This window comes from Streptomyces sp. NRRL B-1347 (genome assembly GCF_000720325.1).
In the GTDB taxonomy this organism is placed as follows: Bacteria; Actinomycetota; Actinomycetes; order Streptomycetales; family Streptomycetaceae; genus Streptomyces.
On sequence record NZ_JOJM01000048.1, the window covers coordinates 1 to 21,574 of the forward strand.

17 protein-coding genes and 1 pseudogene are annotated in these 21,574 nt (G+C 72.9%); 6 read left to right on the forward strand and 12 right to left on the reverse strand.

Annotated features, from left to right (window positions below; translation table 11 throughout):
- Window positions 1-714, reverse strand: a pseudogene (locus tag IG74_RS46400) (hypothetical protein); the annotation flags it as partial.
- A 151-nt stretch (window positions 715-865) separates the two neighbouring features.
- Between IG74_RS46400 and IG74_RS0131400 the strand changes: the two are divergent.
- Window positions 866-2,092, forward strand: a complete 1,227-nt coding sequence (locus IG74_RS0131400; RefSeq protein ID WP_030684247.1) for an amino acid deaminase/aldolase — start codon at window positions 866-868, stop codon at window positions 2,090-2,092.
- A 51-nt stretch (window positions 2,093-2,143) separates the two neighbouring features.
- On the opposite strand, the gene IG74_RS0131405 is transcribed toward IG74_RS0131400, so the two are convergent.
- The 6 genes from IG74_RS0131405 to IG74_RS0131430 all read right to left on the reverse strand — a co-directional run bounded on the left by IG74_RS0131405 (window position 2,144) and on the right by IG74_RS0131430 (window position 9,407).
- The gene (locus IG74_RS0131405) at window positions 2,144-3,085 is read right to left on the reverse strand and encodes a DUF2510 domain-containing protein (protein WP_030684248.1); all 942 of its coding nucleotides are present in this window, start codon (window positions 3,083-3,085) and stop codon (window positions 2,144-2,146) included.
- A gap of 77 nt (window positions 3,086-3,162) precedes the next feature.
- Window positions 3,163-4,461, reverse strand: a complete 1,299-nt coding sequence (locus IG74_RS0131410; protein WP_030684250.1) for a hypothetical protein — start codon at window positions 4,459-4,461, stop codon at window positions 3,163-3,165.
- Window positions 4,462-4,484: 23 nt separating this feature from the next.
- On the reverse strand, window positions 4,485-5,789 hold the full coding sequence (locus IG74_RS0131415) for an HAD family hydrolase (protein ID WP_030684252.1): 1,305 nt from the start codon (window positions 5,787-5,789) through the stop codon (window positions 4,485-4,487).
- 77 nt (window positions 5,790-5,866) lie between these two features.
- Window positions 5,867-6,649, reverse strand: coding sequence for a 3-oxoacyl-ACP reductase (locus tag IG74_RS0131420; RefSeq protein WP_030684254.1), 783 nt, complete (start codon window positions 6,647-6,649; stop codon window positions 5,867-5,869).
- Window positions 6,646-8,034: an aldehyde dehydrogenase family protein gene (locus IG74_RS0131425; RefSeq protein WP_030684256.1), complete on the reverse strand. Its 1,389-nt coding sequence runs from the start codon at window positions 8,032-8,034 to the stop codon at window positions 6,646-6,648. The genes IG74_RS0131420 and IG74_RS0131425 overlap by 4 nt, the downstream gene beginning before the upstream one ends.
- Before the next feature lie 8 nt (window positions 8,035-8,042).
- Entirely contained in the window at window positions 8,043-9,407 is a 1,365-nt protein-coding gene (locus IG74_RS0131430) for a glutamine synthetase family protein (protein ID WP_030684258.1), read from the reverse strand.
- A gap of 78 nt (window positions 9,408-9,485) precedes the next feature.
- On the opposite strand from IG74_RS0131430, the gene IG74_RS0131435 reads away from it, so the two are divergent.
- The 3 genes from IG74_RS0131435 to IG74_RS0131445 all read left to right on the forward strand — a co-directional run bounded on the left by IG74_RS0131435 (window position 9,486) and on the right by IG74_RS0131445 (window position 12,655).
- Window positions 9,486-10,211: a FadR/GntR family transcriptional regulator gene (locus tag IG74_RS0131435; protein ID WP_030684260.1), complete on the forward strand. Its 726-nt coding sequence runs from the start codon at window positions 9,486-9,488 to the stop codon at window positions 10,209-10,211.
- A 168-nt stretch (window positions 10,212-10,379) separates the two neighbouring features.
- On the forward strand, window positions 10,380-11,831 hold the full coding sequence (gene eat, locus IG74_RS0131440) for an ethanolamine permease (RefSeq protein WP_030684261.1): 1,452 nt from the start codon (window positions 10,380-10,382) through the stop codon (window positions 11,829-11,831).
- Between the two features lie 23 nt (window positions 11,832-11,854).
- The gene (locus tag IG74_RS0131445) at window positions 11,855-12,655 is read left to right on the forward strand and encodes a gamma-glutamyl-gamma-aminobutyrate hydrolase family protein (RefSeq protein WP_078869167.1); all 801 of its coding nucleotides are present in this window, start codon (window positions 11,855-11,857) and stop codon (window positions 12,653-12,655) included.
- Here the strand turns inward: IG74_RS0131445 and IG74_RS0131450 are convergent.
- On the reverse strand, window positions 12,636-13,640 hold the full coding sequence (locus IG74_RS0131450; RefSeq protein WP_078869168.1) for a LysR family transcriptional regulator: 1,005 nt from the start codon (window positions 13,638-13,640) through the stop codon (window positions 12,636-12,638). The genes IG74_RS0131445 and IG74_RS0131450 overlap by 20 nt on opposite strands.
- Window positions 13,641-13,710: 70 nt before the next feature.
- Between IG74_RS0131450 and IG74_RS0131455 the strand changes: the two genes are divergently transcribed.
- On the forward strand, window positions 13,711-14,823 hold the full coding sequence (locus tag IG74_RS0131455) for a TDT family transporter (protein ID WP_030684268.1): 1,113 nt from the start codon (window positions 13,711-13,713) through the stop codon (window positions 14,821-14,823).
- On the opposite strand, the gene IG74_RS0131460 is transcribed toward IG74_RS0131455, so the two are convergent.
- The 4 genes from IG74_RS0131460 to IG74_RS0131475 form a co-directional block, all read right to left on the reverse strand.
- Window positions 14,792-15,529 carry a helical backbone metal receptor gene (locus tag IG74_RS0131460; RefSeq protein WP_030684270.1) on the reverse strand — a complete coding sequence of 246 codons (738 nt, stop codon included), beginning with the start codon at window positions 15,527-15,529 and terminating at the stop codon, window positions 14,792-14,794. The two genes, IG74_RS0131455 and IG74_RS0131460, sit on opposite strands and share 32 nt — an antisense overlap.
- 3 nt (window positions 15,530-15,532) lie before the next feature.
- Window positions 15,533-16,108 carry a helix-turn-helix domain-containing protein gene (locus tag IG74_RS0131465; RefSeq protein WP_030684272.1) on the reverse strand — a complete coding sequence of 192 codons (576 nt, stop codon included), beginning with the start codon at window positions 16,106-16,108 and terminating at the stop codon, window positions 15,533-15,535.
- A gap of 433 nt (window positions 16,109-16,541) precedes the next feature.
- Complete coding sequence (locus tag IG74_RS0131470) at window positions 16,542-19,160, reverse strand: ABC transporter permease/substrate binding protein (RefSeq protein WP_030684274.1); 2,619 nt, start codon at window positions 19,158-19,160, stop codon at window positions 16,542-16,544.
- Window positions 19,153-20,370, reverse strand: coding sequence for a quaternary amine ABC transporter ATP-binding protein (locus IG74_RS0131475; protein WP_037826353.1), 1,218 nt, complete (start codon window positions 20,368-20,370; stop codon window positions 19,153-19,155). The genes IG74_RS0131470 and IG74_RS0131475 overlap by 8 nt, the downstream gene beginning before the upstream one ends.
- 272 nt (window positions 20,371-20,642) lie before the next feature.
- On the opposite strand from IG74_RS0131475, the gene IG74_RS0131480 reads away from it, so the two are divergent.
- Window positions 20,643-21,557 (forward strand): 5'-3' exonuclease, encoded by a 915-nt coding sequence (locus IG74_RS0131480; RefSeq protein WP_030684278.1) that lies wholly within the window; start codon window positions 20,643-20,645, stop codon window positions 21,555-21,557.
- The last annotated feature ends 17 nt before the right edge of the window (window positions 21,558-21,574 follow it).

The following is a 21,574-nucleotide window of genomic DNA, read 5'->3' on the forward strand; positions in this document are numbered from 1 at the left end:
GGGCGGGGCGGTCGGGGCGGGGGGTGCGTCGGGGAGGCGGGCGGAGGCAGGGGGGGGGGGCGGGGCGTCCTGGGCGTCCGGCCCGGGGGGTGCCGCGGGCCCGGCGGCGGGGCGGTCCGGCGCGGCGGCGGGCGCGTCGTCGGTCTCGGCCGCGCTGGAGTCGGCACCGGCGTCCGGCTCCGCCGCGTCCGCTTCCGCCGTGTCCGCTTCCGCCGTGTCCGCTTCCGCCGTGTCCGCTTCCGCCGTGTCCGCTCCCGCCTCAGCTGCTTCTGCCGTGTCCGCCTTCGCGGCCGCGGAGCGCGCGACCCGGTCGAAGGGCGCGAGCAGGTCCGCGACCGCGGCCTCGTGCTCGGCCGCGGCCGGGGCGTCGGGCCCGGTCGCGGGTTCGTCGGCGGCGTCCGGGGCCGGGCGGGGGCCGCTGAGCACCCAGTCGCGGTCCACGGGCGGCCGTACGTCGGGAAAGCGCGCGCTCGCGGGCGGCGGGGGCGGCTCGGCCGGGCCGGACGTGGTGGAAGCCTTGGGCGACTTGGACGCCTTGGGCCCGGCGGCCGCCTTGGAGCCGATGGACGGCGCGGACGGCGTAGGCGTCTTGGACGGCGGGTCCGGGGCGGCGGGCCCGCCGGGAGCGTCCGGGGTGCCGTCGGCCTGGGCGGGCAGCCGTGGCGGAGTGCCGGGACGTGGGGGGACGGGGGGCCGTCGCGCCTCCGTGCTCATGCACCCCCCGTTCCGTCGCGTCGCGCGCTCCCTGCGTGCGCGTCACTTTACGGGTTGACATGAGCCCCACGGGAACCGAGTCCGAGCCACCGGGCGATCTGCCCGGAACGTCCCCCTACCCTCGGGTAGCGGTGTCTGGCAGGCTGCGCCCATGACAGGCGGAGCCGCTGACTTCACCCGGGACAGGGCCGCGGACCGGGCCCGTTACGACCGGGCCACCGCGCACCTCGACGCGCCGCTGGCGATCGTCGACCTGGCCGCGTTCGACGCCAACGCCGAGGACTTGGCGCGCCGGGCGGGCGGGAAGCCCGTCCGGGTCGCGAGCAAGTCCGTGCGGTGCCGGGCCCTGCTCGAACGGGTCCTCGCCCGCGACGGGTTCGCCGGGATCATGTCGTTCACGCTCGCGGAGTCGCTGTGGCTCGCGCGCTCCGGCTTCGACGACGTGCTGCTCGCGTACCCGTCGGCGGACCGTACCGCCTTCGCCGAGCTCGCGGCCGACCCGAAGCTGGCGGCGGCCGTGACGGTGATGGTCGACGACCCGGCGCAGCTGCGGCTCGTCGAGGAGGCGCGCGGCGACGGGCGCGAAGAGGTGCGCGTGTGCCTGGAGTTGGACACGTCCCTGAAGCTGCTCGGCGGGCGGGTGCGGATCGGCGCGCGGCGCTCCCCGCTGCACGAGCCGACGCAGGTCGCCGCGCTCGCGCGGGCGATCGCGCGGCGGCCGGGCTTCCGCCTGGTCGGCGTGATGGCGTACGAGGGGCACGTCGCGGGCGTCGGGGACGCCGTCGCGGGGCACCCCGCCAAGTCCCGGGCGGTGCGGCTCATGCAGGCCGCCGCGCGCAGGGAGCTGGCCGTGCGGCGCGCGGAGACGATCCGGGCGGTGCGGGACGCCGTGCCCGGTCTGGAGTTCGTGAACGGCGGCGGCACCGGCAGCGTGCAGCACACGGCGGCCGAGGGCGCGGTCACGGAGGTGGCGGCCGGATCGGGCCTGTTCGTGCCGCGCCTGTTCGACAACTACACGTCATTCAGCGGGCGCCCGGCGGCGCTCTTCGCCCAGCCGGTCGTGCGCAGGCCGGGCCGTGGCGTGGTGACGGTGCTCGGCGGCGGCTATCCGGCGTCGGGGGCGGCGGGCACGGACCGGTCGCCGGTGCCGTATCTGCCCCAGGGGCTGCGGTACGACGCCCAGGAGGGCGCGGGCGAGGTCCAGACGCCGCTGCTCGGGGCCGCCGCGGACGATCTGCGCATCGGCGACAAGGTGTGGTTCCGGCACGCCAAGGCCGGTGAGCTGTGCGAGCGGTTCGCGGAGCTGCACCTGGTCGTGGGCGACCGGGTGACGGAGACCGTGCCGACGTACCGGGGCGAGGGCCACACGTTCCTGTGAGGCCGTGAGGCCTGGGGCCGTGCGGGCCTTGGGCCCTGTGACGGCCCGGGGCTACGGCGTCGGGCCCACGCTGCTGCCCACTCCCCCGCCCGTGCCGCTGTCCCCGATGGGCCTGATCCCGTCGACGACCTCGTCGATGTCGGACAGCGGGGGCGCGCCGTCCGCCGCGTCGATGCTGATGCGGACGACGACCATGGCCTCGGAGCCGCTGCTGGAGGGGAACGACACGGACTGCACGTACCCGCCTGGGCCCTTCTCGGTGTGGACGCGCCACCGTACGAAGTAGCCGCCGCGGCCCGCGACCGCGACGGTGCCGCTCTTCACCTGGGTGTGCCGCGCGATGCCGCCGAACGGCTCGCGGTCGAGCGCGTCGTGGTCGTACGCGGCGTCGGCGGCGTCCTTGATGTCGCGCCTGGCGAGCTTCTCCGGCGAGCGCTCGTCGGTGCCGGTCACCGTCCGCGTGGTGATGGTGCCGTGGCGGCAGAAGCCGGGGTCGCCGGGGCACTCGTAGGTGTTCGGGGTCTGGAGGGTCAGTTCGTCGCCGACGGTGTGTTCGGCCTTCTCCCAGCCGTCGGGCACGGGCAGCGTGATGCCGTTGAGCTCGTCGGTGAGGGTGTCCGGATCGTCCGTGGGGGACGCGGACGCGGTCGGCGACGCGGACGCGGTCGTCGGCTCGGCCGGCTCCGGCGCGGTGGGCGCGGGCCCGGCCGTGGGGTCGCCGTCGTCGTCCTGGAGGACCAGGAAGCCGGTGACGATCGACGCGACGAGGACGGCCCCGGCCGCGCCGAGCGCGACGGCCCTGGCGCGGCGCCCGCCGGTGCGCGCGGGCAGCGGCTGCACCGCCGTGGCGCCGAGCCCCGGCCGCGCCTGAGCCAGGTGGACCGTGGCGTCCGGCGTGCGCCGGTGCTCGGTCCACGCGGACCCGTCCCACCAGCGCTCGACGGCGGGGTGGGACGGGTCCGGGTACCAGCCGGGCGGGGGCGACATGCTCATCCCGGCACTCTAGGACGTGGCGCGCCGACCGGTACAACCAGCGGGGTCGGCGGGCCGGCGTCCGCGGGCGGAGCGGATCAGAACACGGTGTCCTGCTGGTCGGGGACCACGGAGCCGTCCTCGCGCAGGACGGGGCCCTTGCGTCCGTCGGGCTCGTTGTACGCGCCGGTCGCGCACGGGTAGGTGCCCGGCTTCTGCGGCAGCGGCTCGATGAACATGGGGTTCACGACCCAGCGGCCGTCGGCGTTGTCGTACGCGCGGCACATGAACTCGCCCTTGTTGCGGTTCAGCACGAGGTGCGCGCCGGTGGCGTCGCCGACGAACGTCACGTCGGTGTCGGCGTCGCCGCCGCCGACCGCGATGCGCTGGCTCCAGCGCTGCTTGTCCCAGGCCTTCTTGCCCTTGATCTTGTAGATCTCCTGGTTGATGAAGCAGCGCTTGCCGTCGATGTACGGGATGACGTCGCCCTTGTTGACGCCGACGCCGCCGCAGCCCTGGTTCCAGGTGGTGATGCGGCCCTTGCCGTCCAGGACGGAGCGGATCGCGATCGTGTGCTTGCGGTCGATGCCCACGCCGCGTGACCACACCTCGGCGACGGGCTCGGAGCCCGCGGAGACGATGTAGACGTCGAATCCGGCCTTCTTCAGGGTGCGGATCAGATCGCGCTGCTGCTCGTAGTAGCGCGCGTAGCCGGGCACGGTGTGGCTGCCGATGGTGCGGGTGGTGCCGACGGGCGCGGCGAGGGCCTCGGTGCGGGCCTTCTTCGCGTACGACTCCACCTCCTTGACGGTGTGTCCGGCGAAGAGCTGCGGCACCCAGGCGTACTGCGGGACGGTGCGGCGGTGGTGCCAGGTCCCGGCGAAGGCGGCGGCGCCGCCCATCGTGGTGCCGTCCTCGCGGATCTGGAGGATCTCGTCGGCGCAGTCGGTGTCGGTGGAGGTGGGCAGCGGCTTGCCGACGGGCACGGCGGTGCCGCAGGCCTTGGTGAGGGCGCGGTGGCCCGCGGCCGTCATCCACTTGCTGGAGGACTTCCAGCTCTTGGGGCGCAGGATCTTGTCGTGCCGCAGCGCCCAGCTGATGGTGGCGTCGGTGACGTCGTTCTTGACGACGGTGTTGTCCCAGTCGAAGGCGGCGACGGGACGCTTCTTGCCGTGGCCGAGGTGCGGGTTGGAGCAGGTGCCCCGCTCGTCGATGACCTTCTGCAGCCGGGCGCGGTTGTCGCCGTACCAGGTGAGCTTCTTCGACAGCTGGGGACAGTGGGCGCCGGTGTGCGACGCGGGCGCGGCCGTGGCGGCGGCAGCGGGAAGCGTGACGGGCCCGGCCACCAGGGTGGCGGCCGAGGCAAGGGTCAGCGCCAGAACGTTTCTGTTACGCATGTGCGTGGACGGTACAGCAGTCCCTAGGAGGTCGTTGAACCCCCGTACACCGTGTCCTGTTGATCCGTGATGACCGATCCGTCCGCGCGGCGCACCGGGGCCTTGGTGCCGTCGCGGCCGGTATAGCCGGTGGTGGCGCACGGGTAGGGCGCGGGCTGCTTGCCCTTGGGCTCGATGAACATGGGGTTGATCAGCCAGCGGCGGTCGCCGTTGTCGTAGGCGCGGCACATCAGCTCGGCCTTGTTGCGGTTCAGGACGAGCCTGAGGCCGGTGGCGTCGCGCAGGAAGGACACGTCCGTGTCGGAGTCGCCCGCGGCGAACACCTGGCGCTTCGCGGCCGGTTGGACCTTCTCTGCGGCCTTGCCGCGCACGCCGAGGATCCGCTCGTTGATGGCGCAGCGCTTGCCGTCGATGTACGTGATCATCGAGTCGGCGCCGTCCGCGACGGAGCCGCAGCCCTTGAGGCGGGCGGTGAGGCGGCCTTCGCGGGTGACGTTGCGGATGCCGATGGTGTGCCGGGCGTCGAGGCCCACGCCCTTCGCCCAGACCTCGGCGACGGGCTCGGGCGACGCGGAGACGACGTACACGTCGAATCCGGCCTTCTTCAGGGTGCGGATCAGATCGCGCTGCTGGTCGTAGTAGCGGGCCCAGGCGGTGACCTTGCCGGTGCCGACGCGCTGTTCGGCGCCGATGGGCGCGGCGAGGTTCTCGGCGCGGGCGGCGGCCGCGAAGTCCTTGACGCGGGCGGGGCTCCAGCCGCGCAGGAGCTGGGCGAGCCAGGCGTACTGCGGCTCCATGCGGCGGTGGTCGAATCCGGCGAAGGCGTCCTTGCCTGCGGTCGTGGTGCCCTCGCCGTACACGGCGGCGATCTCGTCGGCGCAGGCCGTGTCCGTGCGCGTGGGCAGGGTGCCGCCGGTGGCCGGGCAGGCCTTGGCCAGGGCTTTGGCGGCGGGCGCGGTGAGGTAGCGGCTGGTGGTGCGCCAGTCGCCGCGCTCGGGGGTGCGTATCTTGCCGTTGCGCAGCATCCAGAACATGGTGGCGTCGCCCACGTCGTTCCTGATGACCGTGTTGTCCCAGTCGAAGACGGCGAGGGGCTTGTGGCGCTTGTCGTACGCGTCCCCGCAGCGGCCGTAGGTGTCGAGGAGGCTCTGGAGGCGGTCCTTGTTGTCGGCGTACCAGCCCTTGGAGACGGTCAGGGCGGGGCACTTCGCGGCGGCGGCCCCGTGGGTGACCTGGGCGGCCTGGGCGGTGGCGGCGAGGCCGGTCCCGGCGACGGCGAGGGCGGCGGCCGCGGCGGCCACAGCGGCCGAGGGGCGCTTGATCTTCATGAACACGGTGCCTGTCTACGCAGGTCAGCCGGGCGCCTCACGACGCCCGGCTGACGGGTGGGTGGCCTCTGGGTGAACTACTGGGGCGTGACGTACGCCCCGGAGATTCCGCCGTCGACGAGGAAGTCCGTGGCGTTCACGAACGCGGAGTCGTCGCTGGCGAGGAAGGCGACCGCGGCGGCGATCTCCTCGGCCTCGGCGAAGCGGCCCACCGGGATGTGCACGAGGCGGCGCGCGGCCCGCTCGGGGTCCTTGGCGAACAGCTCCTGGAGCAGCGGGGTGTTCACCGGGCCCGGGCACAGCGCGTTCACGCGGATGCCCTCGCGGGCGAACTGCACGCCCAGCTCGCGGGACATCGCGAGCACGCCACCCTTGGACGCGGTGTACGAGATCTGCGAGGTCGCGGCGCCCATGCGGGCCACGAAGGAGGCGGTGTTGATGATGGAGCCCCGGCCCTGGCGCCGCATGTAGGGGATGGCGGCCTTGCAGCACAGGTACACGGAGGTGAGGTTGACCTCCTGGACGCGCTTCCAGGCCTCCAGGCCGGTGTCCAGGATGGAGTCGTCGTCGGGCGGCGAGATGCCCGCGTTGTTGAAGGCGATGTCGACGGAGCCGTAGGTGTCGAACGCCGTCTTGAACAGCGCCTCGACCTGGTCGGCGTCGGTGACGTCGACCTTCACGTACGTCCCGCCGACCTCCTCGGCGGCCTTCTTGCCCGCGGTGTCGTCGATGTCGCCGCACACCACGTCGGCGCCCTCGGAGGCGAGGCGGCGAGCGGTGGCGAGGCCGATGCCGCTGCCGGCGCCGGTGATGACGGCGGTACGTCCGACGAGGCGGCGGCAGACAATCTCTTCGGTCACTGGGCGGGCCCTTCCGTGCTGATGAAGACGTTCTTGGTTTCGGTGAAGGCGGCGAGCGCGTCCGGGCCGAGCTCGCGCCCGAGTCCGGACTGGCCGTAGCCGCCGAAGGGGGTCCAATAGCGCACGCTGGAGTGCGAGTTGACGGACAGGTTCCCGGCCCGCACGGCCTGGGACACGCGCAGCGCCCGGCCCACGTCCCGGGTCCAGATCGAGCCGGACAGGCCGTACTCGGTGGCGTTGGCGAGGCGGATGGCCTCGGCCTCGTCCTCGAAGGGCAGCACGACGGCGACCGGCCCGAAGACCTCCTCGACGGCGACCGGCGAGGTCGGCCCGGCGTCGGTGAGGACGGTCGGCGGGAACCAGAAGCCGGGCCCTTCGGGGGCGCTGCCGCGGATGCCCGCGCCCGCGGGGACGTAGGACCGCACCCGGTCCAGCTGGGCCCGGGAGATCAGCGGGCCCATCTGGGTCTTCTCGTCGGCCGGGTCGCCGACGACGTACGACTCGACCAGGGGCGTCAGGAGCTCGACGAAGCGGTCGTACACGGGGCGCTGCACGAGGATGCGGGTGCGGGCGCAGCAGTCCTGGCCGGAGTTGTCGAGGAAGGAGCCGGGCGCGGCGAGGGCGGCGGCCTCCACGTCGGCGTCGGCGAAGACGATGTTCGGGCTCTTGCCGCCGAGTTCGAGGGTCACGCGCTTCACGCGGTCCGCGCACCTGGCCATGATCTGCTTGCCGACGCGGGTCGAGCCGGTGAACACGATCTTGGCGACGTCGGGGTGCTCGACGAGCGCGTTCCCCGCGACGGCGCCCTCGCCGGGCAGGACCTGGAAGAGGCCCTCGGGCAGGCCCGCCTCCAGGGCGAGTTCGGCCAGGCGCAGGGCGGTCAGCGGGGTGGTCTCGGCGGGCTTGAGGACGACCGCGTTGCCCGCCGCGAGGGCCGGGGCGGTGCCCCAGGCGGCGATGGGCATCGGGAAGTTCCAGGGCGCGATGACGCCGATCACGCCGAGGGGTTCGAGGATCGTGACGTCGAGGCCGCCGGGGACGGGGATCTGGCGGCCGTTGAGGCGCTCGACCCCGCCCGCCGCGTAGTCGAACAGGTCCCGGGCGTTGCCCGCCTCCCAGCGGGCGTTGCCGATGACGTGCCCGGCCTCGCGCACCTCTAGCCGGGCGAGTTCTTCCACGTGGCCGTCGATGACGGCGGCGAAGCGGCGAAGGAGCCGGGCCCGGTCGGCCGGGGCGACGGCGGCCCACGCGGCCTGGGCGGTGACGGCACGGGCGACGGCCGCGTCGACGTCGGCGGGCGTCGCGGCGGGGACGGTCGCGACGACGTCCTCCGTCGCCGGGTTCAGCACCTGGAGAGACTGGAGTGACTGGAGTGTTTCGGGCAAGACGTGCCTCACATGCGTTCGAAGGAGCGGCGCAGCTCCCAGTCGGTCACCGCGGAGTCGAAGGCGTCCAGCTCGACCCGCGCCATGTTGCGGTAGTGCGCGACGACCTCGTCGCCGAAGGCGGCCTTGGCGACGGGGCTGTTCTCCCACAGCTCGGCGGCCTCGCGCAGCGTCGTCGGAACGTGTTCGTAGTCGGCCGTGTAGGCGTTGCCCGCGCACGCGTCGGGCAGCTCCAGCTGCTGCTCGATGCCGTACAGGCCCGCCGCGACCAGACCGGCGACGGCCAGGTGCGGGTTGACGTCCCCGCCGGGGAGGCGGTTCTCGAAGCGCAGCGAACGGCCGTGGCCGACGACCCGCAGCGAGCAGGTGCGGTTGTCGTAGCCCCAGGCGGCCGCGGTCGGGGCGAAGGAGCCCGGCTGGAAGCGCTTGTACGAGTTGATGTTGGGCGCGTACAGGAGGCTGAAGTCGCGCAGCGCGACGAGCTGGCCCGCGAGGAAGTGGCGCATGACGGGCGACATGCCGCCGGGTCCGTCCCCGGCCATGGCGTTGTTGCCGTCGGCGTCCTGGAGCGAGAGGTGGATGTGACAGGAGTTGCCCTCGCGCTCGTTGTACTTCGCCATGAAGGTGATCGACACGCCTTCCTGCGCGGCGATCTCCTTGGTGCCGGTCTTGTACAGCGCGTGCTGGTCGCAGGTGACGAGGGCCTCGTCGTAGCGGAACACGATCTCGTGCTGACCCGGGTTGCACTCGCCCTTAGCGGACTCCACCGTCAGGCCCGCGGCCGCCATCTCGTTGCGGATGCGGCGCAGGAGCGGCTCGATGCGCCCGGTGCCGAGGACGGAGTAGTCGATGTTGTACTGGTTCGCCGGGGTCAGGCCCCGGTAGCCCGCGTCCCAGGCCTGCTCGTAGGTGTCCTTGAAGACGATGAACTCCAGCTCCGTGCCGACGTGCGCGGTGTAGCCGTGCTCGGCGAGCCGATCCAGCTGGCGGCGCAGTATCTGGCGCGGGGCCGCGACGACGGGCGAGCCGTCGTTCCAGGCCAGGTCGGCGATGAGCAGCGCGGTGCCCTCGTGCCAGGGGACGCGGCGCAGCGTGGAGAGGTCGGGGCGCATGGCGAAGTCGCCGTAGCCCCGCTCCCAGGAGGACATCGCGTAGCCGTCGACGGTGTTCATCTCCGTGTCGACGGCCAGGAGGTAGTTGCAGCCCTCCGTGCCGTGCTCCAGGACCTCGTCCAGGAAGAACGGGGCGGCGAACCGCTTGCCCTGGAGCCGCCCTTGCATGTCGGGGAAGGCCAGGACGACAGTGTCGATCTCACCGCTCGCCACGAGGGCACGCAGCTCCTCGACGCCGAGCGGGGGTGTGCGGTCTGCCACGGGAAAAGCCTCCTTGGGTCAGCCGAGTGGCCATAAGGTATGGGCAAGAACCATTGCTTGGGAAGGGGGTACGGGCAGATGTCCCACGCGCGGGGCGAGGATCGCCTCAATCAGGTGCTGCGACCGGTCCGGGCGGGCAACGGCTTCGAGGAGGCCCTGGAGCAGATCCTCCAGGTGGTCCGCCTCGGCCTGGTGCCCGGCGGCGAACGGCTCCCGGCGGAGCGGGAGTTGGCCGATCTGCTCGGCATCAGCCGGGTCACGCTGCGCGAGGTCCTGAAGGTGCTCCAGGACCAGGGCCTGGTGGAGTCGCGGCGCGGGCGCTACGGCGGCACGTTCGTGCGCCCGCGCGCCACGGCGCCCGGCGAGGCCGAGCTGCGCAGGCGGGTCGCCGACGTCGACGTGGAGGACGCGCTGCGCTTCCGCGAGGTGCTCGAAGTGGGCGCGGCGGGCCTGTGCGCGACGCACGGCCTCACCGCCGGGCAGGCCGACCGGCTGCGCGAGGCCCTCGCCCGCACCCACGACGCGCCGCTCGCCGACTACCGCCGCCTGGACACCCTGCTGCACCTCACGCTCGCCGAGCTGTCCGGCTCCCCCACGCTCACCGCGCAGTACGCGGCGGTCCGCGCGACCGTCAACGACCTGCTCGACTGCATCCCGCTGCTCGTCCGCAACCTGGAGCACTCGCAGCGCCAGCACACCGCCCTCGTCGAGGCCGTGCTCGACGGCGACGCGGACGGGGCGCGGGAGATGATGCGGGAGCACTGCGCGGGGACGGCGGCGCTGCTGCGCGGATTCCTGACCTGAGGCGCGGGGCGGGCACCCCCCTCACGGGCCGGACGGGCTTGCGGGCCGGACGGTTAACCAGCACGTTACGCACGGGTCTTGATTTCTGTCCGCCCGCACCGCGAAGGTATGCCTCCACACCGCAAAGGTATGCCTTCAATCCATTGAATGCCGCAGGGGGAGCCCCGCATGAGCCTGGAGTCCACGGAGCCGACGAAGGCTCGCGCCGCCGAAGGCGACGACTATCTGGAGCGGCGCGCCCTGCGCCGCGGCAACGCCGGGTGGGTGCTGCTCACCGGCCTCGGCGTCGCGTACGTCGTCTCCGGCGACTACTCGGGCTGGAACTCCGGCCTGAAGGAGGGCGGCTTCGGCGGTCTGGCCATCGCGATGGTCCTGATGGGCGTGATGTACACCTGCATGGTCTTCTCGCTCGCGGAGCTGTCGTCCGTCCTGCCGACGGCGGGCGGCGGCTACGGCTTCGCGCGCCGCGCCCTCGGCCCCTGGGGCGGCTTCCTGACCGGCACGGCGATCCTCATCGAGTACATCCTCGCGCCCGCCGCGATCTCCATCTTCATCGGTGACTACGTGGAGTCGCTCGGCCTCTTCGGCCTGGAGTCGGGCTGGCCGGTCTACCTCGCCTGCTTCGTGATCTTCATCGGCATCCATCTGTGGGGCGTCGGCGAGGCCCTGCGGTTCAGCTTCGTCGTCACGGGCATCGCGGTGGCGGCGCTCCTGGTGTTCGCGGTGGGCGCGTTCATGGACTTCGACGGCTCGAAGCTCAACGACATCCCCGTGGACCACGACGCGTTCGGCGCCAACTCCTGGCTGCCGCTGGGCATCCTGGGCATCTGGGCGGCGTTCCCGTTCGGCATGTGGTTCTTCCTCGGCGTGGAGGGCGTGCCGCTCGCGGCCGAGGAGACGAAGGACCCGGCGCGCACGCTGCCGCGGGCGATCCGCTGGTCGATGCTCATCCTGCTCGCGCTCGCGCTCCTGACGTTCTTCGCCTCGGCCGGCGCGCGCGGCTCCGCCGCCATCCAGTCGACCGGCAACCCGCTGGTGGACGCGCTCCAGCCGGACGGCGAGCGGACGGGCCTGAGCCGGGTCATCAACTACGCGGGCCTTGCGGGCCTCGTGGCCTCCTTCTTCTCCCTGATCTACGCCGGTTCGCGCCAGCTCTTCGCGCTGTCCCGGGCGGGCTATCTGCCCCGCTTCCTGTCCCTGACGAGCAGCCGCAAGGCGCCCTACCTGGGCCTGCTCGTGCCGGGCGCGATCGGCTTCTCGCTCGCGGCCGCCACCGGCGACGGCGCGCGCATGCTGAACGTGGCGGTCTTCGGCGCGACCATCTCGTACGCCCTGATGTCGCTGTCCCACATCGTGCTGCGCCGCCGCGAGCCGGGCCTTGAGCGGCCCTACCGCACGCCCGGCGGCGTCCTGACCTCGTCGGTGGCGCTCGTCCTGGCCTGCGCCGCCCTGGTGGCGACGTTCCTGGTGGACGTCACGGCGGCGTTCATCGCACTCGGCGTGTACGGAGTGGCGATCGCGTACTTCGGCCTGTACAGCCGCAAGCATCTGGTGGCGCGGGCACCTGAGGAGGAGTTCGCGGCACTCGCCGCGGCAGAGGCCGAGCTGGACCGGAACTAGCGCGAAAGCAGAGGGAGTTCAAGGTGAACGGGAACGGCAAGCGGCCGCTGATCGGCGTGAGCACGTATCTGGAGGCCGAGGCGCGCTGGGGCGTGTGGACGCTGCCCGCCGCGCTGCTGCCCGCCGGGTATCCGCGCCTGGTGCAGGCGGCGGGCGGCCTCGCGTCGATGCTGCCGCCGGACGACCCCGCGTACGCGGCCGACATCGTGGCCCGCCTCGACGGCCTGGTCGTCGCGGGCGGCCCCGACGTGGAACCGGCCCGCTACGGCGCCGCGCGCGAGGAGCGCACCGGCCCGCCCGCCGAGGCACGGGACGCCTGGGAGCTCGCGCTGATCCACGCGGCCCTGGCCGCGGGCACGCCCCTGCTCGGCATCTGCCGCGGCATGCAGCTGCTCAACGTCGCCCTCGGCGGCACCCTGGTCCAGCACCTGGACGGCCACGCCAAGGCCCCCGGCGTCTTCAGCACGCACGCGGTCGAGCCGGTCCCCGGCACGCTGTACGCCGCCGTCGTGCCCGACGCGTCCACGGACGTGCCCACGTACCACCACCAGGCGGTGGACCGCCTCGGCCGGGGCCTCCTGCCCTGCGCCCACGCGGACGACGGCACGGTCGAGGCCGTCGAACTGCCGGGCCCCGCCTGGGTCCTGGGAGTGCAGTGGCACCCGGAGGCGGGCACGGACACACGGGTGATGGAGGCACTGGTGAGGGCCGCGGCAGCGCCCCAAAGGGGCGCGGGGAACTGCGCGACCAGCCACGACCCAGCCGCAGACGTCTCACGGCAAAGGGCGGCAACCCCAGGGACGCTCAAGCCCCGTCGCGCGTAAGCCCCAGCAGCTCCCGCGCGGGCCCGGCGGGCACCTGCCCCATGGGCCACACGGCCCGCAGCTCACGGCGCAGCCGCACCCCCTCCACCGCCACCCGCACCAGGCGACGGGCGGCCAACTCATCGCCAAGGGCCAACTCACTGACCACAGCGGGCCCGGCCCCGCTCACCGCGGCGGACTTCACCGCGGTGGTGGAGGACAGCTCCATGAGCGGCGCCGCGAGCCCGCCGAGGGCCGTGTCCAGGACCTGCCGGGTGCCGGAGCCCTGTTCGCGCAGGATCAGCGGCGTCCCGGCGAGCTCCGGGGCGCCGAGCGGCGCCCGCCGCCGCGCCCAGGGGTGGCCCGGCGCGACCACCACGATCAGCCGGTCGTGCCCGACCACCACCGCGTCCAGGCCCGTCGGCGCCGCGAGGCCCTCCACGAACCCGAGGTCCGCGTCGCCGCCGAGCAGCCGCTCCGCGACCTCCGCGGAGTTCCCCGCGAGCAGCGAGACGGCCGTGTCCGGGCGCCGGGCGCGCAGCGCGATCAGCCAGCCGGGCAACAGGTACTCGGCGATGGTCATGCTCGCCGCCACCCGGAGGCGCGAGTCACGGCGGTCCCGCAGCGCCTGCGCGCCCGCGTCGAAGGCCTCGGCCGCCTCCACGATCCGGCGCGCCCAGTCGGTGACGAGGGCGCCCGCCTCCGTCAGGCGCGAGCCGCGCGGGGAGCGGTCCACCAGGGCCACGCCCAGCTGCCGCTCCATGGACCGGACGCGCCCGCTCGCCGCGGGCTGGGTGATGCCGAGCTCCCGTGCCGCCCGGCCGAGGCTGCCGAGCCGGGCGACGGCAAGCAGCAGCTCCAGAGCGGCCAGGTCCGGCACCCGGTGCGCGAGCGGCACCCCCGAGGGGCCGGGCGTCGGACTCCACGGACTGGGCGTCGGGCTCTGCGGACCGTGCGGGCTCTGCGGCCGTTGGGGGCTCTGCGGACTCTGCGGAGCGGAGGTCATAAGTTCAGGTTATGCCCTCATAGCTCCAGGATCTCTGGTGGCCCCGGCGGCCCGGGCGCACCGTGGAGTCATGGTCACCGCAGCACACAGTCGCCCCCGGGCACACCCCCGCACCCCGCTCGCCGCCGTCCGGCACCTCGGCCCCAACTGGTACGCCTCCGTCATGGGCACGGCGATCATCGCCAACGCGGGCGTCACGCTGCCGTACGACATACCGGGCCTGCGCACGGCCTGCGCCGCCGTGTGGGCGCTGTCCCTGCTGATGCTGACCGCGCTCCTGCTCGCGCGCGCCGCGCACTGGGCGCACCACCGGGACCAGGCCCGCGCGCACCTCCTCGACCCGGCCATGGCGCCGTTCTACGGCTGTCTGTCCATGGCCCTGCTGGCGGTCGGCGGCGCCACCGTGCTCGTCGGCCGGGACTGGATCGGCGTCGACGCGGCGGTCGCCCTCGACACCGTCCTGTTCACCGCCGGTACGGCGATCGGCCTCGCGGCGGCGGTCGCCATCCCGTACCTGATGGTGGTCCGGCACCGGATCGCGGCCGACCAGGCGTCCCCGGTGTGGCTGCTGCCCGTCGTGGCCCCCATGGTCGCCGCGGCCCTCGGCCCGCTGCTCGTGCCCCATCTGCCGGCCGGGCAGGCCCAGCGGACCCTGCTCTACGCCTGCTTCGCGATGTTCGGGATCAGCCTGCTCGCCACCCTGGTGATGCTGCCGCTGATCTTCGCCCGCCTGGTCACCGGCCCCCCGCTGCCCCTCGCGCTCACCCCCACCGTGTTCCTGGTCCTGGGCCCGCTCGGCCAGTCCACCACCGCCGTCAACAAGTTCGCCGACGTGGCCAAGGGCGTCCTGCCCGCCCCCTACGACCAGGGCTTCGCCGTCTTCGCCGTGCTGTACGGCGTCCCGGTGCTCGGCTTCGCCCTGATGTGGCTGGCCCTCGCGACCGCGATGGTGGTCCGCGCCCGGCGCGCGGGCATGGGCTTCGCGATGACCTGGTGGGCCTTCACCTTCCCCGTCGGCACCTGCGTCACCGGCGCCGCGGGCCTGGGCCGGCACACCGGAATCGCCGCCTACGACTGGCTGGCCGCGGCCCTCTTCGCCGTCCTGGTCACCGCGTGGTCGGTGGCCCTGCTCCAGACGACCCGCGGCCTGCTCAGCGGCCGGCTGCTCGCAGCGCCGCGCTGAGTACCGCCGGTGCCTCGCGCAGCGACGGGCCGTACCAGGTGAGGTGGCGGCCGCTGACCAGGGCGGCGAGCAGGCCCGGGAACGCCTCGGGGCCGTCCTCGCGGGTGAAGCGGTACGGCTCGTCCGGCAGCACCACCAGGTCGGGCCCGGCGGCGCGCAGCTCGTCGAGCGGGACGCGCGGGTAGCGCTCGGCGTGCGTCGCGTACACGTTGTCGACGCCGAGGCGCGCGAGCAGGTCCGCCGCGAACGTGTCCCGGCCGAGCACCATCCAGGGCCGCCGCCAGATCGGCACGGCGGCCCGCAGCCGGGGTCCCGGGCGCGCCGGGTCCCGCCAGGCGTCCTCGGCCTCGGCGAGCCAGCCGGGGCGGGCGGGCCCGCCGCAGGCGGCGAGCACCCGGGACAGCTCGGGGAAGGCCTGGTCGAGCCCGCGCACCTCGGTGACCAGGACTTCAAGGCCCGCGGCGCGCAGGGCCGCCAGGTCGGCGGGGCGGTTCTCCTCCTCGTTGGCGATCACCAGGTCCGGGGCGAGCGCGACGACCGCGGCGACGTCCGGGTTCTTGGTGCCGCCGATCCGGGCGACGCCGAGGCCGTCGAGGTCCGCCGGGTGGCTGCACCAGTCGGTGGCGCCGACCAGGGCGCCCGGCACCGTCACGGCGACCGCTTCGGTCAGGGACGGCACCAGGGAGACCACCCGGGCGGCGGGCATCGCTCAGCGCCGCCCGGCGTCCACGGCCTCGATGTGGTCGCCCACCGCGACGACGAGTACCCGCGCGTCGGCGGCCGTGGCCCGCCACCGGTGCCGGACGCCGCCCGTCAGATACAGGGAGTCCCCGCGCCCGAGGCGGTACGCGCGGCCCTCGGCCTCGACCTCGACGGCGCCCGCGATGACGTACATCAGCTCGTCGTTGCGGTGCTGGAACTCGCGGCCCTCGTCGTGGTCGCCCACGTACTCGAAGGCGTGCAGCTGGTGGTGGCCGCGCACCAGGTCCCGTACGTGCGTCTCGCAGGTGCCGCCCGCCAGGCTCACCTCGTCGTCGGCGCGCACCAGGTCGACCGTGCCGGTCGGGTCGGCGGCGGCGAGCAGCTCCACCGCGGTGGTGCCGAGCGCGTCCGCGACCCGCTCCAGGGAGCGCATGCTGGGCCGGGCCCGCTCGTTCTCGATCTGGCTCAGGAACGGCACCGACAGGCCGCTGCGCCGGGAGACGACCGCGAGGGTGAGCTCCAGCTGACGGCGGCGCCGCCGCACGGCCGAGCCCACCCGGAGATTTTCCTTGTGCTCGTCCATCGCCTCGGCTCCCTTCTTCTCCTGCGCGCTTCGGCCGACTCGCGCGAGCCCGTGCCTTCACCCTGATGGGTTTTCTGCACCCTACGCATGTTCGCCAAACGGTTTTACCCAGTTGGGCGGTCCGTGCGCAGGTTCCAGCCGGGCGCCGGGGCGCGCGCCGTCGCGGGTTCGCCGCGCCGCACGCTCGTCGTACAACCCCTGACGTGCCCGAAATCGTCGCCGGACGGGCGGACGAGCCGCAACTCCGGCACCTTCCCGGCCCGCCCGACGCAGATTCTCGGCGGCCCCGGCCCGTCCCGAGCACACGTCCGCCCGCCCACCCGTCCCGGAGCGGGAGGGGTGGGCGGGCGGAATCCGCCGCGAACGGGCGGAGGGCCGCGACGGCGCGAACGACTTCAAGCCGTCGGGCGGTCCCGAGGCGAAGGCGCCCCGGCTACTGCGGAGCCATCCGGTCCGGAACCTCCGGGTGCTCCTTCAGCCAGGCGGCGACGGCCTGCTCCTCATGGCCCTTGCCGCGCTTCTTGATCTCGTTCTCCAGGCCCGCGAGCTCCGACTCGCTCATCTTGAACTTCTTGAACCACTTCGTGAGCTGCGGGTACTGCTCGGGGAACTTCTTGCTGGTGATCGTGCGGATCGTGTCGCCCTTGCCGAAGGCGCCCTTGGGGTCCTTCAGCTTGGTCAGGCCGTACTCGCTGTACGCCCAGTGCGGCGACCACAGCAGCACCGCGACCGGCTCCTTCTTGGCGTAGGCCCGCTTGAGCTCGGCGAGCATCGCGGGCGTCGAACCGCTGGCGATCTCGTACTCGTCCTTCAGGCCGTAGCCCGGCAGGACCTCGTCCTTGAGCTTCTGCATCACACCGGTGCCCGGCTCGATGCCGACGATCTTGCCGTCGAAGGTGCCGCCCTTGCCCTTGAGGTCCTCCAGGGACTTCACGCCCTTCACATAGGACGGCACGGCGACCTCGAGGGAGGTCGGGCTGTACCAGGTGCCCATGTCGACGAGGTTGTCCTTGTGCTTGTCCCAGTAGTTCCTCTGCGTACTGGGCAGCCAGGCGTCGAAGTTCACGTCGATGTCGCCCTGTGCGAGGCCGGTGTAGACCGGGCCCACGTCGGACTGCGACAGCTTCATCTTGTAGCCGCGCCGCTCCAGGACGTTCTTCCACAGGTACGTGACCGCCACGTCCTCGTCCCAGGGGAACCACGCGACGTTCAGGGTCCGCTTGGCCTCGGCCGGAGCCGCGCCCTTGCCCGCGGCGGCCACCGGGGCCCACTTGTCGACGAGGCCGGGGTTCTTCTCCAGCCAGGAGCGCACGGCCTGCTGCTGCTTGCCCTTGCCCGCCTCGTTGATCTCCGCCTCAAGACCCGTGAGCTGCTTCTCGGTCATCTTGAAGTTCTTCAGCCACTTGGCGACCTCGGGGTGGTCGCCGCCGAATCCCTTGCGGGACAGGGTGTGCACGCCGTCGCCCTTGCCCCAGGCGCCCTTGGGGTCCTTCAGCTTCTTCAGGTCGAAGTCGCTGTACGCCCAGTGCGGCGACCACAGGGTCACGACGATGGGCTGCTTCTTGGCGTACGCGCGCTTGAGCTCGGCGAGCATCGCGGGCGTGGAGCCGTCGACGACCTCGAAGTCCTTCTCCAGGCCGTACTCCTTGAGCACCTTGTCCTTGAGCAGCTTCATCATGCCGGCGCTGGACTCGATGCCGATGATCTTGCCCTTGAAGGTGCCCTTCCTGCTCTTGAGGTCCTCCAGGGAGTTGACGTCCTTCATGTACGAGGGGACGGTCAGCTCGAGGGACGTCGGGCCGTACCAGCGGCCGAGGTCGTCCAGCTTGTCGCCGTACTTCTTCCAGTACGAGGCGTGCGTCGTCGGCAGCCAGGAGTCCGTCTGGAAGTCGATGCCGCCCTGGGCGAGCGAGGTGTAGAGCGGGCCCGCGTCGAGCTGCTTGGCGTTCACCTTGAAGCCGCGCTGCTCCAGGATCTCCTTCCAGAGGAAGGTGGAGGCGACGCCCTCGTCCCAGGGGATGTAGCCGATGTCGAGTTCCTTGCCGTGGCCGACGTTCTTGCCGTCCGCGACGGTGGTCTCGTCGTCCGAGCCGCCGAAGACGCCCATGCCGCCCGCGACGAGCGCGAGGACGACGACGCCGATCACGGCGAAGGCCGGGCGCGGCCGGTAGTTCCACAGCTTCAGGCCCTGCGCGGCGCGCGCCTTGGCGGCGGCGCGGCGGCCGAGCGGCGACACCTGGGTGCCCAGGGACGCGGTCATGCGGTCCAGGTAGATCGCGAGGATCACGATGGAGACGCCCGACTCGGCGCCGAGGCCGACGTCGAGCTGGCCGATGGACTCGTTCACGTCGGCGCCGAGGCCGCCGGTGCCGACCATGCCCGCGATGGCGGCCATGGACAGGCCGAGCATGATGACCTGGTTGACACCGGCCATGATCGTCGGGAGCGCCAGCGGCAGCTGGACGCGGAACAGGACGTTGCGCGGCGTCGTGCCGAACGCCTCGGCCGCCTCGACCAGTTCCTTGTCGACCTGGCGGATGCCCAGCTCCGTCATGCGCACGCCGGGGGCGAGGGCGAAGATCAGCGTCGCCACGATGCCCGCGGGGCCGCCCATGCCGAAGAACAGGATGGCCGGAATCAGATAGATCATCGCGGGCAGCGTCTGCATCAGGTCGAGCACCGGCCGGATCAGCGCGCTGACCCGGTTCGAGCGCGCCGCCCAGATGCCCAGCGGCACGGACACGACCAGGGCGATGATCGTCGCCACGAGCACCAGGGACAACGTCACCATCGCGTCGTCCCACAGTTCGAGTGAGTCGATGAACGCGAAGCCGACGAAGGCCAGCGCCCCCGCGGTGAGCCCGCGCAGCCAGAACGCGACGACGGCGAAGATGCCCGCGAGGAGCAGCGGCTCGGGCGCCTGAAGGACATCGATGATCGTGTCGTTCATGCCGCTGAGCACGGACTCGATGAAGTCGAACAGCCAGTCGAGGTGTTTCGTGAGCCAGTCGACCGCGTCGTTGACCCAGTCGCCGAGATGAATCCTAGGCACCGCTGCTCACCTTGCCCACGCTCTTGCCGCCGTCGTCCCCGGCGTTCCTCGCGTCCTCGACCGCGTCCTTGACGGAATCGGCGGTCTCGGCCGCGTCCTTGACCTGCGCCGGGATGACGGCGCTCGGGGCCGCCTCCTGCTGCGTGGTCGGCTCGCCGAGCACGGCGAGCAGCCGCGCCCGCGGCACGACGCCGACGAGCTCGCCGTCCGCGCCGGTCACCGCGACGGCGACGCCGCTCGTGGAGCACGGCGTGAACAGCTCGATGATCGGGGTGTCCTCGGCCACCGTCGCGGGGGCGGCCGCCAGCACGTCGGCGGCCGTCCGCAGCTCGGTGCCGTCGGACGTCGTGGTCCCGTACGCGGTCTCCGGGTCGGCCATGACGGCGCCCGCCGTCAGTACCCGGGCCCGGTCGACGTCCTGGGTGAACGCGGCGACGTAGTCGTTGGCCGGGGTGACCAGGATGTCCTCGGCGCTGCCGGTCTGGACGATGCGGCCGTCGCGCATGACGGCGATCTGGTCGCCCAGGCGCATGGCCTCGTTCAGGTCGTGGGTGATGAAGACGATGGTCTTCTTCAGCGTCTTCTGCAGTTCGAGGAGCTGGTCCTGCATGTCGCGCCGGATCAGCGGGTCGAGGGCGCTGAACGACTCGTCCATGAGCAGCAGGTCGGCGTCCGTGGCCAGGGCGCGGGCCAGGCCCACGCGCTGCTGCATGCCGCCGGACAGCTCGTCGGGCCAGGACTTCTCCCAGCCCTTGAGCCCGGCGAGCTCGAGCGCCTCGGTGGCCCGCCGCTCGCGCTCGGCGCGCGGCAGGCCCTGGACCTCCAGGCCGTACGCGGCGTTCTCGAGCACGCTGCGGTGCGGGAACAGCGCGAAGTGCTGGAACACCATGCTGATCTTGCGGGACCTGACCTCGCGCAGCTCGCGCGGGCTGAGCTTCGTCAGGTCCTGGCCGTCGAAGAGCACCTGCCCGGCCGTCGGGTCCGAGAGCCCGTTGAGCATGCGCAGCAACGTGGACTTGCCGGATCCGGAGAGACCCATGACGACGAAGATCTGGCCCGGCTCGACGGTGAAGGACGCGTCGACCACCGCGGCGGTGGTCCCCTCGGCGCGCAGTTCCTCACGGTCGGCTCCGGCGCGGAGCCTGGTCACCGCGTCGTCGGGTCGTCTGCCGAACACTTTGTACAAGTGCTCGGCTTGCAGCCTGGACACATACACCTCTCGGGTCGAACGAGGACGGCCCGCCTCCCCCGCCGGCGGGCCGTGGAGCGACACGGGATCGCCCGTTGCCCGGCCGGTTGACGTCAAGAAGTTGAAGACGCGACCGGGTCCGCTCCGCGTGCGCGCCTGCCCCCGCTGAAGCGGAGCAAACCAGACGTGTCCCAGGTCACAGGCGCCTCGCCCGGGCGCTCCCGGCGCCACGCCACGCCCCTGTCACACCCGTGCGGCAAGATGCACCCGTGACCCACCAAACCCGACGGCTCATGCTGCTCGACACGGCGTCCCTGTACTTCCGGGCCTACTTCGGCGTCCCCGAGTCCGTGAAGGCCCCGGACGGCACCCCGGTCAACGCGGTCCGCGGCCTGCTCGAATTCATCACCCGCCTCGTCCAGGACCACCGCCCGGACGACCTGGTCGCCTGCATGGACGCGGACTGGCGCCCGCACTGGCGCGTGGAGCTGATCCCCTCGTACAAGGCGCACCGCGTGGCGGAGGAGTCCCCCGAGAGCTCCACGGACCCGGACGTCGAGGAGACCCCTGACACCCTCTCCCCCCAGGTGCCGGTGATCGAGGACGTCCTGGACGCCCTCGGCATCGCCCGCGTCGGCGTCCCGGCGTACGAGGCGGACGACGTGATCGGCACCTACACGGCCCGCGCCACCGGCCCCGTCGACATCGTCACGGGCGACCGGGACCTGTTCCAGCTGGTGGACGACGCGCGCGGCGTCCGCGTCCTGTACCCGCTCAAGGGCGTCGGCACCCTCCAGATGACGGACGAGGCCCTGCTGCGCGAGAAGTACGGCGTGGACGGCCCCGGCTACGTGGACCTGGCCCTGCTGCGCGGCGACCCCAGCGACGGCCTGCCCGGTGTGCCCGGCATCGGCGAGAAGACCGCGGCGAAGCTGCTCGACGCCTTCGGCGACCTGGCCGGGATCATGGCGGCGGTGGACGACCCGAAGTCCAGGCTGACGCCGTCGCAGCGCAAGCGGCTCGACGAGGCCCGCCCGTACGTGGCCGTCGCGCCGAAGGTGGTGCGGGTCGCCGACGACGTACCGCTGCCGGATGTGGACCTCGCGCGTCCGCGTACGCCACGCGATCCGGCGGCCCTGGACGCGCTCGCCGCCCGCTGGGGCCTCGGCGGTTCGCTCGGCCGGCTCCTGACGACGCTCGGGGCGTGAGCGGGGCCAGGGTGTTA

Bases quoted from the DNA above. Each gene is read 5' to 3' on its own strand.
- IG74_RS0131400 (WP_030684247.1), top strand. From the start codon at position 866: ATGACAGGCGGAGCCGCTGACTTCACCCGGGACAGGGCCGCGGACCGG.
- IG74_RS0131460 (WP_030684270.1), bottom strand. From the start codon at position 15,529: ATGCCCGCCGCCCGGGTGGTCTCCCTGGTGCCGTCCCTGACCGAAGCG.
- IG74_RS0131455 (WP_030684268.1), top strand. From the start codon at position 13,711: ATGGTCACCGCAGCACACAGTCGCCCCCGGGCACACCCCCGCACCCCG.
- IG74_RS0131465 (WP_030684272.1), bottom strand. From the start codon at position 16,108: ATGGACGAGCACAAGGAAAATCTCCGGGTGGGCTCGGCCGTGCGGCGG.
- IG74_RS0131480 (WP_030684278.1), top strand. From the start codon at position 20,643: ATGCTGCTCGACACGGCGTCCCTGTACTTCCGGGCCTACTTCGGCGTC.
- IG74_RS0131415 (WP_030684252.1), bottom strand. From the start codon at position 5,789: ATGAAGATCAAGCGCCCCTCGGCCGCTGTGGCCGCCGCGGCCGCCGCC.
- IG74_RS0131450 (WP_078869168.1), bottom strand. From the start codon at position 13,640: ATGACCTCCGCTCCGCAGAGTCCGCAGAGCCCCCAACGGCCGCAGAGC.
- eat (WP_030684261.1), top strand. From the start codon at position 10,380: ATGAGCCTGGAGTCCACGGAGCCGACGAAGGCTCGCGCCGCCGAAGGC.
- IG74_RS0131405 (WP_030684248.1), bottom strand. From the start codon at position 3,085: ATGAGCATGTCGCCCCCGCCCGGCTGGTACCCGGACCCGTCCCACCCC.
- IG74_RS0131435 (WP_030684260.1), top strand. From the start codon at position 9,486: ATGTCCCACGCGCGGGGCGAGGATCGCCTCAATCAGGTGCTGCGACCG.
- IG74_RS0131410 (WP_030684250.1), bottom strand. From the start codon at position 4,461: ATGCGTAACAGAAACGTTCTGGCGCTGACCCTTGCCTCGGCCGCCACC.